Annotated in this window: 12 protein-coding genes; 6 read left to right on the top strand and 6 right to left on the bottom strand. The window is 67.8% G+C overall.

Annotated features, from left to right (window positions below):
- Positions 1-130: 130 nt before the first annotated feature.
- The 6 genes from LXM50_RS08290 (at position 131) to LXM50_RS08265 (ending at position 7,294) form a co-directional block, all read left to right on the top strand.
- The gene (locus LXM50_RS08290) at positions 131-2,335 is read left to right on the top strand and encodes a DUF6049 family protein (protein ID WP_233310842.1); all 2,205 of its coding nucleotides are present in this window, start codon (positions 131-133) and stop codon (positions 2,333-2,335) included.
- Positions 2,328-3,941, top strand: a complete 1,614-nt coding sequence (gene murJ / locus LXM50_RS08285) for a murein biosynthesis integral membrane protein MurJ (RefSeq protein ID WP_233310841.1) — start codon at positions 2,328-2,330, stop codon at positions 3,939-3,941. Before LXM50_RS08290 ends, murJ begins: the two co-directional genes overlap by 8 nt.
- A 27-nt stretch (positions 3,942-3,968) precedes the next feature.
- Complete coding sequence (locus LXM50_RS08280; protein WP_233310840.1) at positions 3,969-4,631, top strand: YigZ family protein; 663 nt, start codon at positions 3,969-3,971, stop codon at positions 4,629-4,631.
- Between the two features lie 129 nt (positions 4,632-4,760).
- Positions 4,761-5,714 (top strand): thioredoxin-disulfide reductase, encoded by a 954-nt coding sequence (gene trxB / locus LXM50_RS08275; protein ID WP_233310839.1) that lies wholly within the window; start codon positions 4,761-4,763, stop codon positions 5,712-5,714.
- Positions 5,715-5,785: 71 nt separating this feature from the next.
- Positions 5,786-6,109 (top strand): thioredoxin, encoded by a 324-nt coding sequence (trxA, locus tag LXM50_RS08270; RefSeq protein WP_233310838.1) that lies wholly within the window; start codon positions 5,786-5,788, stop codon positions 6,107-6,109.
- 747 nt (positions 6,110-6,856) lie between these two features.
- Positions 6,857-7,294 (top strand): hypothetical protein, encoded by a 438-nt coding sequence (locus tag LXM50_RS08265; protein WP_233310837.1) that lies wholly within the window; start codon positions 6,857-6,859, stop codon positions 7,292-7,294.
- A gap of 96 nt (positions 7,295-7,390) precedes the next feature.
- On the opposite strand, the gene LXM50_RS08260 is transcribed toward LXM50_RS08265, so the two are convergent.
- The 6 genes from LXM50_RS08260 to yidC form a co-directional block, all read right to left on the bottom strand.
- On the bottom strand, positions 7,391-7,729 hold the full coding sequence (locus tag LXM50_RS08260; RefSeq protein WP_233310836.1) for a tryptophan synthase subunit alpha: 339 nt from the start codon (positions 7,727-7,729) through the stop codon (positions 7,391-7,393).
- A 105-nt stretch (positions 7,730-7,834) separates the two neighbouring features.
- Positions 7,835-8,812 carry a ParB/RepB/Spo0J family partition protein gene (locus LXM50_RS08255; RefSeq protein ID WP_233310835.1) on the bottom strand — a complete coding sequence of 326 codons (978 nt, stop codon included), beginning with the start codon at positions 8,810-8,812 and terminating at the stop codon, positions 7,835-7,837.
- Positions 8,812-9,738 (bottom strand): ParA family protein, encoded by a 927-nt coding sequence (locus LXM50_RS08250; RefSeq protein ID WP_233310834.1) that lies wholly within the window; start codon positions 9,736-9,738, stop codon positions 8,812-8,814. Before LXM50_RS08250 ends, LXM50_RS08255 begins: the two co-directional genes overlap by 1 nt.
- A 1,102-nt stretch (positions 9,739-10,840) precedes the next feature.
- Positions 10,841-11,482 (bottom strand): 16S rRNA (guanine(527)-N(7))-methyltransferase RsmG, encoded by a 642-nt coding sequence (gene rsmG / locus LXM50_RS08245; protein WP_233310833.1) that lies wholly within the window; start codon positions 11,480-11,482, stop codon positions 10,841-10,843.
- Positions 11,483-11,497: 15 nt separating this feature from the next.
- A complete protein-coding gene (locus LXM50_RS08240) occupies positions 11,498-11,983 on the bottom strand; it encodes a R3H domain-containing nucleic acid-binding protein (protein WP_233310832.1) in 486 nt (161 codons plus the stop codon).
- Positions 11,980-13,095, bottom strand: coding sequence for a membrane protein insertase YidC (gene yidC / locus LXM50_RS08235; protein ID WP_233310831.1), 1,116 nt, complete (start codon positions 13,093-13,095; stop codon positions 11,980-11,982). Before yidC ends, LXM50_RS08240 begins: the two co-directional genes overlap by 4 nt.

Below are 13,095 nucleotides of genomic sequence, written 5' to 3'. Positions count from 1 at the left end.
GGGCCCGCTCAACGACGCCGAAAAGCGGAAGCGGGGTCGCACCCTGCCCGCCTCCAGGGATCGGCCCTGCGCGCCGCCTAGAATCTCAGGGCCAGCACTGAATGCGCCGCGTGCGCCCGACGGATCCCCGATGACTGCGACCCAGACCGAATCAGCACCCCTGCGCCTCCGCCTGCGCCGCGCCGCCGGGGCCTTCGTCGTCGCGGTGGGTCTGGTGCTCCCGCTGGCCGCGCTGTCCCCCGCCGCGGCGGCGGAGACGCCCACCCCGAGCCCGACACAGACCCCGCAGCATGCGGGTGTTCAGCTCTCACTGCAGCCGGACGGGAACGGCACTTACGCATCAGGGTCGCCGCTGACCACGACGCTCACGCTCCGCAACGACGCCACCACCGGTCTCGGCGCGGGCACCGTGCACCTGGAACTGGGGCGCACCGCGCTCGGTGATCGTCGTGCCGTGGGCGCCTGGCTGGACGGATCCGGCGACGCACCCGCACTCAGCCCGATCGGCGACGTGCGCACCACGGTGCTGGACGCGGAGGGCACCTCGCGCACCCAGATCGTGGTCCCCGCGGGCGACGTCGGCGCGCTCGCCCCGGGGGTCTACCCGCTGCAGGCGCGGTTCGAGGCGACCCCGGCGTCCGCCGACGCACCGGCTCCGGCCCCCGCGCGCAGCGCCCTGGTCGTCGCGCAGGGGGCGCCGGCCACGGTCGTCACGGTCGTGCCCATCACGGCGACCCCCGCCGGCGATCTCCTGAGCGCTGCGGAGCTGGCCGCCCTCACCGCACCCGCCGGCGCGCTCACCGCGCAGTTGAACGGCGTCGCCGGCACGCCCGCCGTGCTCGCCGTCGATCCGTCCATCCCGGCCGCGATCCGCGTTCTCGGTGCGGGCGCGCCCGCCACGGCGACCGCCTGGCTGGCCCGGCTCGAGGCGCTGCCAAACGAGCGCTTCACCCTGCAGTTCGGCGACGCGGATGCCACGGCCCAGGCCGCGGCCGGGCTGAGTTCGCCGCTCACCGTCGACGACTTCGAGCCGTTCCTGAACCCGGCCGGCAAGACCCCGACGACCCCCTCTCCGACGCCGACATCGACATCGACCGCGAGCCCGTCCCAGGACCCCGCCGCACCCGACGCGATCGCGGGCGCCCGCACCGACATCCTGTGGCCGCGCGGCCAGGTCACCGCCGGGCAGGTGGCGACGATGTCGCATTACGGCCCTGCGGGCGCCGGAACCGTGCCGATCCTGCCCTCCACATCCTTCACCGCGGGTGCGCAGGACGCGCCGGTCTCCTCGCGCGGCGTCGTGGGAGGCACGTCCGTGCTCGTCAGCGACGAGGCCGTGTCCGAGGCGCTGAGTGCGGCGGCCGGCCAGTCCGACGCGGCAGCGCGCGGCGACGCGCTGACCGAGGCGAACGCCATGCTCTGGTTCGATGCTCCGGGGTCCACGGTGCTCGCCGGGCTCTCCCGCACCGGAGCACGGTCGCAGGAGGCATTGTCCAGCGCGATCACCGCGTTCAGCGGCGGCCAGGACGGGCGTCTGGATCGCGTGCTGTCCAGCCCTCCCGCCGACCTCGCGATGGCGACCGAGTCGGCCGAGGATCGCGCCGCCGCCGTGACCGTCCTGAACGAGGACGCGGGCCGCCTGGCCCAGTTCGCCACGATCCTGGTGCGTCCCGCAGACCTCACCGTGCGTGAGCGCATCTCGATGCTGCGTCTGCTCGGCGTGGGAGTGCACACGACTGCCGACGACTTCGCCGCGGCGCTCGGCACGCATCGCACCGCGACGCAGAAGACGCTGAATGCCGTCGGGATCCAGCCGTCCAACCCGATCCTGATCAGTCCGAAGGTCGACGTGCCCGTGTGGGTGCGCAATGACCTCCCCTATCCGGTGCGCGTGCGGCTCAACGTCTCCTCCAGCGACAGCCGCATCGACGTGCCCGCGACGACCGACGTCGAGGCGCAGCCCTCGAGCACGACGCGGGTCCGCCTGCCGCTCGAGTCGCACGTGGCCAACACCGAGCTCACCCTCACCATGACTCTGACCAGTCCGACCGGCGTCGCGATCGGGCCGGCGCAGACCGCGCGGCTCACGATCCGTGCCGAGTGGGAGACCATCGGCCTCATCGTGTTCGGAAGCCTGGGCGTGCTGCTCATCGGCGCGGGCATCTTCCGCACCGTCCGCCGGCGCAGGGCCGCCGCGGAGAAGCATGCCGCAGACGGGATGGAGGCATCCGACGGCGGCGTGGATGGGCATCAGCCGGAGACTCCCACGGACGAGGACTCCCTGACGGAGGGGAAGTCCGGATCCCCTTCGGTCGACAAGGAGACGAATGAGTAGCCTCGGCCGAGCCAGCGCCCTGCTCGCGGCGGGCACGATGGTGTCCCGCATCACCGGCCTGCTGCGCACCATCGTGCTCGTGCAGGTGATCGGAGCCTTCGGCAAGGCCACGGACGCGTTCAGCCTCGCGAACCAGCTGCCCAACGATGTCTTCTCCCTGATCTCCGTCGGCGTGCTGACCGCCGTGCTCGTGCCGCAGATCGTGCAGGCCACCACGCACCACGACGGCGGCAGCGCCTTCATCTCCAAGATCTTCACCGCGGGTACCGTGGTGCTCCTGGTCACCACGGTGATCGCCACGTTCGCAGCGCCGTGGCTGGTCGGCCTCATCGCGAGCGGCAGACCCGCCGCGCAGGTGGGGCTCGCGATCGCCTTCGCGTACTGGTGCCTGCCGCAGATCTTCTTCTACGGCCTCTACGCGCTCATCGGCGAGACGCTGAACGCCCGTCGGATCTTCGGCCCGTTCACCTGGGCTCCGGTGCTGAACAACATCGTCTCGATCGCCGGCTTCGTCGTGATCGGCGTGATGTTCGGCGCCCCGCTGCGCAACGTGGAGGACTGGTCGCCGGATCGGATCGCCTGGCTGGGCGGTACCGCGACCCTGGGCATCGCCGTCCAGGCGGCCATCCTGCTCGTGTTCTGGCCGAAGACCAAGCTCTCCCTGCGCCCCGACTTCCGCTGGCGCGGTGTCGGCCTGGGGAGCGTGGTCAAGCTCGCAGGCTGGACCATGCTGATGGCGCTGTCCAGCCTGGCCGCCGGGTTCTACCAGCACCGCATCGCGATCGAGGCATCAGGCGACGACCCGTCGATCACGGTGATGAACAACGCGTGGCTGATCTTCATGCTCCCCTACTCGGTGATCGTGCTGTCCATCGGAACGCCCTATTTCACCCAGCTCAGCGAGCACGCCCACGCCGGGCGCGACGAGGAGGTACGCGGCGACATCGCCCGCAGTATCCGCACGCTCGGATTCTTCCTCACGGGCGCCCTCGCGGCCGTGCTGGCCGCTGCGATCCCCGCGTCCCGCATCTTCACCGACGATGCGGCCGAGGCTCGCGCGGCCGCCCTCGTGCTCGTCGCGTACCTCGTCGCGTTGCTGCCCCTGGCCGTGCTGTTCATCGTGCAGCGCACGTTCTACGCCTACGGCGACACCCGCACCCCGTTCTTCTTCACGATCTTCCAGTGCGTCCTCATCGTCGCGACAGCCTTCGGCGCGAAACTGCTGCACGACGCCGGAGTCGTCCCGCTCTCCGGTCTGGCCGCGACGATCGCGCTCGGTCAATCGCTGTCCAGCGTCGTGCAGACCGTCGTCGCCACGACGCTGCTGCACCGGCGCCTCGCCGGTATCGGCACCGCCGGGTGGATCCTCGCACTCGGACGCTTCGTCCTCGCCGCGATCCCGGCCTCGGCAGCCGGCTGGGGCGTCTTCCTGCTGCTGGGAGGATCGGACGGCTGGACCACCGCCAACGTGTTCGCGGGTGCCGCGGGCTGCGTCATCGTCGCCGTCCCCGTCCTGATGGTCTACATCGGCGTGCTCGCCGTGCTGCGGGCACCGGAGCTCGACGCCCTGAGGAGCCTCATGCGCCGCTTCGTCCCGTCGCGCTGAGCGCCAAGGATCCGGACTCCCCTGCAGATGACCACGCCCCGCATGCACCCCGACACGATCGCCGCCCCCGTCACGCGTGAGCTCGTCGTGAAGAAGTCGCGCTTCATCGCCCACCTCGTGCCGGTCCGCTCCGTCGCGGAGGCGGAGGAGGTCATCGCCTCCGTCCGACGGCAGTACTGGGACGCCCGCCACAACTGCACGGCGATGGTCACCGGGGTGAACGGCGATCAGGCGCGGTCCTCCGATGATGGCGAGCCCTCCGGAACCGCCGGGATCCCAATGCTCGAGGTTCTGCGTCGACGCGGCCTCACCGACGTGGTCGCGGTCGTCACCCGCTACTTCGGCGGTGTGAAGCTGGGCGCCGGCGGGCTGATCCGCGCGTACTCGACCGCGGTCTCCGAGGCGCTGGACGACGCAGTGCTGCTGCACCGTCGTGAGCTGCTCGAGGCGCGCGTCGACGTGCCGCACGCCGATGCCGGGCGCATCGACAACGCATTGCGCGACTGGGCCGCGACGCACGGCGCGTCCTTCGGCGACGTGGCCTACGGCGCTGCCGCGACCTTCGCCCTGTGGATCCCGCAGGCCGCCAGGGAGGAGCTCGCCGACGATCTCGCCGCGCTGTCGGCCGGGTCCCTCTCCCCCGTCTACGGCACGACCCGCATCGTGGACGTTCCCGGCGACCGGACCTAGCGCGCCCGCCGGGCGCAGCAGGAGCCTCCCTTTCGCGTCGCGCACTGCCAGAGAACGGCGGCAACGCCCAGGCCCGCGGAATGCCGCGCCGGTACCATGTGTTGAAGCGTGCGAAAGCAAGGAGAAGCAATGCGACAGGTCATCATCATCGGTTCGGGACCGGCGGGTTTCACCGCGGCGATCTACGCGGCTCGGGCCAACCTGAACCCGGTGCTCGTGGCGAGCTCGGTCGAGGTCGGCGGCGAGCTGATGAAGACCACCGAAGTGGAGAACTTCCCCGGCTTCCCCGAGGGCATCCAGGGTCCCGACCTGATGGCCAAGATGCAGGAACAGGCCGAGCGGTTCGGCACCGAGGTCCTCTACGACGACGTCACCGAGCTCGAGCTCGACGGCGAGGTCAAGAAGGTCACGCTCGGCAGCGGCACCGTGCTCGAGGCGGCGTCGGTCATCTACGCGACCGGATCCGCCTATCGCACGCTCGGCATCCCCGGCGAGGAGCGACTCTCCGGCCACGGCGTCTCCTGGTGCGCGACCTGCGACGGCTTCTTCTTCCGCGAGCGCACGATCGCGGTCGTCGGCGGTGGCGACTCGGCGATGGAGGAGGCGACCTTCCTCACGAAGTTCGCCTCGAAGGTCTACATCATTCACCGCAAGGACTCGCTCCGCGCCTCCAAGATCATGCAGGAGCGCGCCTTCGCGAACGAGAAGATCGAGTTCATCTGGAACAGCGCCGTCGAGGAGGTCCTCGGCGATGACGCCACCACGGGCGTGCGCCTGCGCAACACGGTCGACGGCAGCACCACCGACCTCCCCGTCGACGGCTTGTTCATCGCCATCGGCAACGACCCGCGCACGCACCTCGTGCACGGCAAGCTGGATCTCACCGCCGAGGGCACCATCTGGGTCGACGGCCGCACCTCGCGTACCTCCGTACCGGGCGTCTTCGCCGCCGGCGATGTCATCGACCCGACCTACCGTCAGGCGATCACGGCAGCCGGGTCCGGCACCGTCGCGGCGCTGGATGTCGAGCACTTCCTCGCCGCACTCTCGGACGGAACCGCCGCCGAGCCGGCTCTCGTCTGAGCCGCGGGAACACTTCAGCCCCTCTCACTGTTGACGCCTCTGAGCGTCTCACGCTTTCACAAAGGAGAATCATGACTGCCAAGGCAACCAGCCAGGCGACCTGGGAGCAGGACGTGCTTCAGGCCGATGGCGCCGTTCTGGTCGACTTCTGGGCCGAGTGGTGCGGTCCGTGTCGTATGGTCGCGCCCGTCCTGGACCAGATCCAGGCCGAGAACGGCGACAAGCTCACCATCCTCAAGCTCAACGTGGACGAGAACCCCGATCTCGCCATGAAGTACCAGATCACGTCGATCCCGGCGATGAAGGTCTTCCAGGGTGGCGAGGTCAAGACCACGATCATCGGCGCCAAGCCGAAGTTCGCGCTCGAGCAGGATCTGGCCGCCTTCCTCGGCTGATCCGCCACACAGCCTCGAAGCCCGCTCTCCTCCAGGAGGGCGGGCTTCGTCGTTCCTGGCCCGTTTCGGTCAGAACGAGGTCCGGTCGCTCTCCACGGACTGCCGTCCCGCGTGCTGAGACAGTGCCGGCGGAGGGTCGACGGGCGTGGTTCCGGCACCGCTGCGCGTGCCACCCTCGACGGCATAGGTCACCACGACACGGGACCAGCATTCGACGACCGTTCCGGGTGCGACGTCTTGTGCCGTCACCCGTAGGGCCTGGCCACGTCCGGGCGTGCAGACTGGCTCCGCCCAGATCATCGCCCGTGAGAAGAATCCGATTGTCGGCGGCGTGCTCGATCGCGATGTGCGCGGACGTCCCGACGAGGTCCGGCATGACGCTCTGCTCCTGCTCTCGCACCCCCCTCCCCTCTTCATGCATCGCGGTGCGGCCGCGTTTAGCACCGTGGTTCGGTTCCGCGCACTCTGCCCGGCCGACAGTTTCACGTGAAACATCTCCGCCCGACGCACGCGCGCTCGACGTTGTGAATGGGTCGTTTCACGTCGAACACGTCGCGCGGCACCCATGCAGGTGAGGGCTCCGGTGTTCACTTTGCGCTCGTGTTCGAACGATGGACCGCTGATGATCTCTCACCGAGGCAGGGCTCGTTGCGCCCAGAACGGCGACGCCGAGGAACCGATGCACCATACAATCGCGGTGAGACGGAACCAGCGGTTTCACGCGTGTCGTGCGAGGGAGGGGTGTGGATGTTCGGTTCACGGAAGAGGCTCGACGATCTGATGGGGCAGCTCAGGCCCGACCTGAGTCGGGAATCGCTCGGTGTCGGACCCGACTTCCCCGGCGTCGCCCCGAATCCGCTCCTCGACAAGGACGCGCGCCGACGCAACGCCGAGCTGCGCACAGGGACTCTTGCGCTCGGTGTGCTCGTCGACTGGCGCGAGGTCAACAACAATCCGCGGGTGGTCCTGATGCTCGACGTGACGACCGTCGATGGCCACACCTTCCGAGGAATCGCGGACGAGGGTCTCACGATCACCGAGCTCACCCGACTCGCGCCAGGCCAGACGTTGCCGGTGCGCTATCGACCGTCAACCATGGACCATTATGTGGCGCTCGCCCGGGACGTGGATCCGGCCCGGGTTCAGGAGCTCGCTGACGTCATCGGGAACAACGGGCACCCCTGACCCGAGACTCTCGGTCAGATGTCGCGCACACGTGAGGTCGCGGGGGGCGACACCACCGCACGGGACCGATGTTTCACGTGAAACGCGCCAGTGGTCTCAGGATCGCGCATCGTCTGCGAGAAGATCCCAGCGACGGTACTTCGGGCCGTCGCCGAGCAGACTCCACACGACCGGAGTGAGCTCCGAGTAATCCAGAGCAATGCGGCGGAGGAGCTCGAAGTTGCGAGCATCGTCGGGGCGAATGCCCCCGTTCTCCACGATCTCATCAGCGCGCAGCAGGAAGACGACCAGCTCGTCCACGCTGGGGAGCTCTTCCATAAACTCCCACGGGTCTTCTCCCCCGAGCAAGCGCTCCTGTACGAGGACCGCAAGCTCGTCCGCCGCTTCGGCGCGCAGCACTTCGAGGCTGGCTCGACGGGTCGGGGATTCGTTCACCCCTCCAGCCTACGCGGCACAGGATCGACGAAGGCCCGGAGGATCCGCATGTGCAGATCGTCTCCGGGCCTTCGCGGAAGCAGACGGGTCGGCTCGTGCGGTCCGTCAGGATCCGAAGCCCTGCTCCCCGAGTTCCGAGAGGATCCGATTGAGATCCTGGATCGAGGCGAATTCGATCTTGACCTGGCCTTTCCGAGCTCCCAGAGCGATCTGCACGCGGGTGTTCAGTCGGTCACCGAGCTTGCCGGCCACGTCATCCAGGTAGGCCCGACGCGCGCCGGCCTGCGGCTTCACCGACTTGGCGACTGTGCCTGCCGCGGCGACGGTCTTCGCCGCTTCCTCAGTCGCGCGCACCGAGAGATCCTCGTTCACGATCTTGTCCGCCAGGCGCTGCATGAGATCAGCATCGTCGAGCGAAAGGATCGCCCTCGCATGCCCGGCTGACAGCACTCCCGCCGCCACCCGCTGCTGCACGGGAACGGGCAGTTTCAGGAGGCGGATCGTGTTGCTGACCTGCGGCCGGGACCGTCCGATGCGATTCGCGAGCGCCTCCTGGGTGATGCCGAAGTCCTCGAGGAGCTGCTGATATGCAGACGCCTCTTCCAGCGGGTTCAGCTGCGAACGGTGCAGGTTCTCCAGCAGCGCGTCGCGAAGCAGGTCCTCGTCCGCCGTCTCCCGCAGGATCGCGGGGATGGAGTCCAGTCCAGCCTCCCGGGCAGCACGGGTGCGCCGCTCGCCCATGATCAGCTCGTACTTGCCCTCGTCGTTCTGGCGCACGACCACGGGCTGCAGCACCCCGAACTCGCGCACGCTGTGCACGAGTTCCGCGAGATCATCCTCGTTGAAGTGGATACGCGGCTGTCGCGGGTTCGGAACGATGTCGTGCGGATTCACACGGATCAGGCGGGCACCGGGAACCGCGATGAGATCCTCCGCCGGCTCGGCTGCCGGCGTGGCGGGGACGGCCTCAGTGTCTGCTTCGATGCGTGCGCCGGGGAAGAACACGTCGACAGGCCGCTCCGTGGCATCCGAAGTGGGGATGAGTGCACCGATCCCCCGGCCGAGTCCTGTGCGTTTGGCCATCAGTGCCCCTTCTCGTTCTCTTCGCTCGCCCGACGGGCGATCTCCACTGCTGCTTCTCGGTAGGCGACCGCGCCCACCGACTGCCCGTCATAGGCGATCACCGTCTGACCGAAACTCGGTGCCTCGGAGACACGCACCGAACGCGGGATCACCGTCTCCAGCACCTCCTGCGGGAAATGTCCCCGCACCTCCTCCGCGACCTGCTGTGCGAGTCGGGTGCGCCCGTCGAACATCGTCAAGAGGATGGTCGACATCGTGAGCTCGGGATTCAGATGCTTCTGGATCATGCGGATGTTGCCGAGAAGCTGGCTCAGACCCTCCAGCGCGTAGTACTCGCACTGGATGGGGATCATGACCTCAGTCGCCGCAGTGAAGGCGTTGATCGTGAGCAGGCCCAGCGACGGCGGGCAGTCGATGATCACGACGTTGGCGGGGTGTACGGCGAGGTAGTCGTTGAGCGCGGTACGCAGCCGGTGTTCGCGTGCGACTTGCGAGACGAGCTCGATCTCAGCGCCGGCGAGATGGATCGTGCTCGGAGCACAGAGAAGATCCGGGGATTCGGGGCTGACCCGCACGACATCGGCGAGCGGAACGTCACTGATCAGCACGTCATAGATGCTCTGCAGGTCCGCCGTATGCGGGACACCCAGCGCCGTGGACGCGTTCCCCTGCGGATCCAGGTCGATCACGAGCACTTTGGCCCCGAGATCAGCCATGGCCGCGGCGATGTTGACGGCGGTCGTGGTCTTGCCGACTCCGCCCTTCTGGTTCGAGATCGTGAAGACGCGGGTCGGCCCGTCGAAACGGACGGAGACGTCTTCCAGCGCCTTGCGGCGAGCGGTCAGATCCGCGAGTTCCCGGGCCAGGGGGGTGTCCACGCCGTATCCAGCAGTCGAGGTGCTTGAGGACTGTTTCACGTGAAACATCCACTCCTTTCGACGATCTCCGACGGGGAAACGACGGAATCTCCACTCTAACTTGCGTGACCGACAATCCCCGCTCCCATCGGTGAATCCGAGTGATGTTTCACGTGAAACCTCACTCCGAGTGACCCTTCAACGGTTCAGTCGTTGAGAACACGAGCCCCTCATACGGGAACCATGGGCGGCTGCGCACTCGCGGCTCGTAGCGGGCCCGGGCTCCGGGTTGTGCGGATGGAGAATCGGTGGGTTCCTTCCCGCTTCGCGGGCCCCTCCCAATATTCTTCATCCGCACAACCCTGCGCCCTGCCCTGCGAGGGAACATCACCCGGGCTGCGCACTCATCATGCGTCGCACGCACCGACTTCGGAGTGCGCCAGTCACGAATCGATAGGTTGCTTCCGGCTGCGCGGGTCCGTCCCCCAATTGGTGACTCCCGCACTCCTGCGCACTCCTCATTGAGGGCTGCTACTAGGCGGGGAAACCGAAACGCGGTGTTTCACGTGAAACGGCGTTGGACAAGTCCGAAGTCCTGCGCGGGCATAAAAGTCCTGGCCTGGGGCGGAGATCCGGCGCGAGGTGCGGACTGCGTCTGCTGTACGGCGTCTTGCATGCGCATCGGGGAATCCCGCCCAGCGCACCCTCCCCCATCACCGCACGGCGCAGTCCGCCACAGTGCCGATCCCCTGTTGCTCGGAAGACCACGGAGTGCGACCCTCTGGGTGCATCCCTGGACCTGATCGTTCAAAACACCCGCTGGTGGCCCGATCCGCACTCTGACCAGGGGATCATGCTCCGCCGCGCGAGTGCAACCTGGACCCGTCTCTCCCAGACCAAACCCGGGCGCCTCGCATTCACTCCGTCCGGCCAGCGACGTTTCACGTGAAACGTGTCCATGGTCCTTCACGGATCAATCCGCCAATCACGCGCAGCTGAAGTGGATCTGACGCGGAGGAGAGGGCGGAGGGAGGTGGGGTCCACGAATATCGGGCGGGCCCGCGAAGCGGGAAGGAACCCGCCGATTCGTGGACCTCACCTCCCGCAGCCCGGGCTTCGGATACAGAGCCGCGTTCACGAAGAAGGCCGCGAGGAACGGCCTGAGCGAGGGTCAGCCGCGAACAGTCGCGCGCAGCACGCGCGTCGTCTCGGCCAGGACGCCCTCACCGAGGATCTCGACGCGCACGTCGCTGAGCAGGAACTTCCGGATCTGCTTCTGCGCCGCGGTGATCTCGTTTTCGGCGTTGACGCCCTTGAGAAGCGCGAGCTCTCCCCCACTGCGCGCGAGGGGCGCGGTCCATGGAAGCAGCGTCCGCAGCGCGCTGACGGCACGGGCGGTGACCATGTCGAAGGTCCCACTGAGCCCGACCTCTTCCGCCCGGCCGCGCACGATGGTCGCATTCGACAGACCCAGCGATGAGACCTGCTCATCGAGCCACGCGACGCGGCGCTCCATCGGTTCGATGAGTGTGAACTGCACATCGGGGCGCGCGATCGCGAGCACGATGCCGGGCAATCCCGCGCCGGATCCGACATCGGCGACGCGGCCATGGAACAGTGGCGCGGCGATCGCACTGTTGAGGATGTGCCGGGTCCACAGTCGCGGCACCTCGAGCGGGCCGATCAGGCCGCGCTCCGCCCCCTGCTCGGCGAGCGCCGCAGTGAAGGCGCGAGCCAGTTCGATCCGGCCACCGAAGAGAGCCTCTGCAGCCGCGGGCTCGGTCTCGAGCTCGGTCGACACGGGTTCAGACATGTTTCACGTGAAACGTCAGTGCCGGCGGATCACGGTGTGGCGGGTCGGACCGTCGCCGTAGGACTCCGAGATCAGGCCCCGCTCCGCCACGATGTCGTGCACCAGCTTGCGCTCGTAGCTGGACATCGAGGGCAGCGACGCCTGGGAGGCTCCCTCATCGAGCTTCGCCACAGCCGAATCGACCAGGCGCTCGAGCTGCGTGCGACGTGCATCGCGGGAACCGGCGACGTCGAGGATCACGCGCGAGAAAGACCCGGTGCTGCTCTGTACCGCGAGCCTGGTGAGCTCCTGCAGCGCCTGCACGGTGTCAGGCGCCGACAGCAGACGCAGACCGTCGCCCTCCGCCTCGACCGAGACGTACGCCCGCCCCTGCTTCACGTCCAGAGTCAGGTCGCCGTCGATGTCGGCGATGTCGAGAAGACCCTCGATGAAGTCCGCCGCGACGTCGCCCTCGTGCTCGAGATCGGAGACGGTCGGCTCGGCGACGTCGTGCTCGGTCATGCCTTTTCTCCGTTCACGTTCTTCTCAGAGTCCTTCTTGGCGCTGTCCTGATCCTTCTTGGCACGCTTGGCGCTCTTGGGCTGCTGCCGCTTGGGCTGCTGCGCACGAAGGCGCTCCGCGTCTTCCAGCATCTTCTGCTGCTCCGCGTCGTAGGCGGCCTTCGGCACGACCTTGCCCTCGGAGTTGATCGCCTTCCCCTTGCGGGCGAGACGCTCCTCCCGAGCCTTGGCGGCATCGGATCCGGGAGTCGGCATCTCACGGAGCACGAGGAACTGCTGGCCCATCGTCCACAGGTTGCTGATGAACCAGTAGATGACCACGCCGAGCGGGAAGAACAGACCCGAGAAGATGAAGCCCAGGGGCAGGATGTACAGCATGATCTTCTGCATCTGGTACGCCTGGCCGGTCTTGGCCTCGGGCGACAGGTTCTTGGAGATGATCTGCAGCTGCGTGAAGAACTGGGACCCGATCATGAGGACCACCAGGACGACCAGGATCGCGACCGTGGTCTCCCAGCCGGCCGGCTTCTGCTGAACCGCGTCGGTCAGGCTGGTGTGCAGCGGAGCGACCCCGAACAGCGTCGCATCGTAGAACTGCTTGGTCAGCTGCTTCGTCAGCAGCCACACGCCGCCCTCGCCTGCGATGGCGTGCTTCTTCACATCGCTCAGCGTGTAGAACATGCCGAGCAGGAAGGGCATCTGCACCAGGAGCGGAAGACAGCTCGACATCGGCGTCGTGCCGTGCTTCTTGTACAGCGCCATGGTCTCGCGACTCATCGCCTCGCGACTCAGCTGGTCGCGCTTGCCCTTGTACTTCTCCTGAACTTTCTTGAGTTCAGGAGCGATTTCCATCATCTTGCGCTGGCTCTTGATCTGGCGCACGAAGAGCGGGAACACCGCGGCGCGGATGACCAGCACAAGCCCGACGATCGACAGGACCCAAGTGAGGCCGGCAGCGCCCGGGAGACCGATCGCGGTGAACAGCCAATGCCAGGCGACGAGGATCGCCTCGACCAGCGCCTTGAACGGCCACATGACGATGCCGAGCAGATCGAAGCCTCCGCTCGAGGCAGCGGGCGTCGTAGACGCGGCAAACAGGAGGTCGGAACCCAC

Origin of the sequence: Microbacterium sp. Au-Mic1 (genome assembly GCF_021341785.1) — a bacterium.
In the GTDB taxonomy this organism is placed as follows: Bacteria; Actinomycetota; Actinomycetes; order Actinomycetales; family Microbacteriaceae; genus Microbacterium.
The sequence above is the reverse complement of the archived record's forward strand: the minus strand, read 5'-3'. Positions and strand labels throughout refer to the sequence as shown.

Coding starts and splice junctions, on each gene's coding strand:
- rsmG (WP_233310833.1), bottom strand. CDS start 11,482: ATGTCTGAACCCGTGTCGACCGAGCTCGAGACCGAGCCCGCGGCTGCA.
- LXM50_RS08250 (WP_233310834.1), bottom strand. CDS start 9,738: ATGTTTCACGTGAAACAGTCCTCAAGCACCTCGACTGCTGGATACGGC.
- LXM50_RS08255 (WP_233310835.1), bottom strand. CDS start 8,812: ATGGCCAAACGCACAGGACTCGGCCGGGGGATCGGTGCACTCATCCCC.
- trxB (WP_233310839.1), top strand. CDS start 4,761: ATGCGACAGGTCATCATCATCGGTTCGGGACCGGCGGGTTTCACCGCG.
- LXM50_RS08290 (WP_233310842.1), top strand. CDS start 131: ATGACTGCGACCCAGACCGAATCAGCACCCCTGCGCCTCCGCCTGCGC.
- LXM50_RS08265 (WP_233310837.1), top strand. CDS start 6,857: ATGTTCGGTTCACGGAAGAGGCTCGACGATCTGATGGGGCAGCTCAGG.
- LXM50_RS08280 (WP_233310840.1), top strand. CDS start 3,969: ATGACCACGCCCCGCATGCACCCCGACACGATCGCCGCCCCCGTCACG.
- trxA (WP_233310838.1), top strand. CDS start 5,786: ATGACTGCCAAGGCAACCAGCCAGGCGACCTGGGAGCAGGACGTGCTT.
- murJ (WP_233310841.1), top strand. CDS start 2,328: ATGAGTAGCCTCGGCCGAGCCAGCGCCCTGCTCGCGGCGGGCACGATG.
- LXM50_RS08240 (WP_233310832.1), bottom strand. CDS start 11,983: ATGACCGAGCACGACGTCGCCGAGCCGACCGTCTCCGATCTCGAGCAC.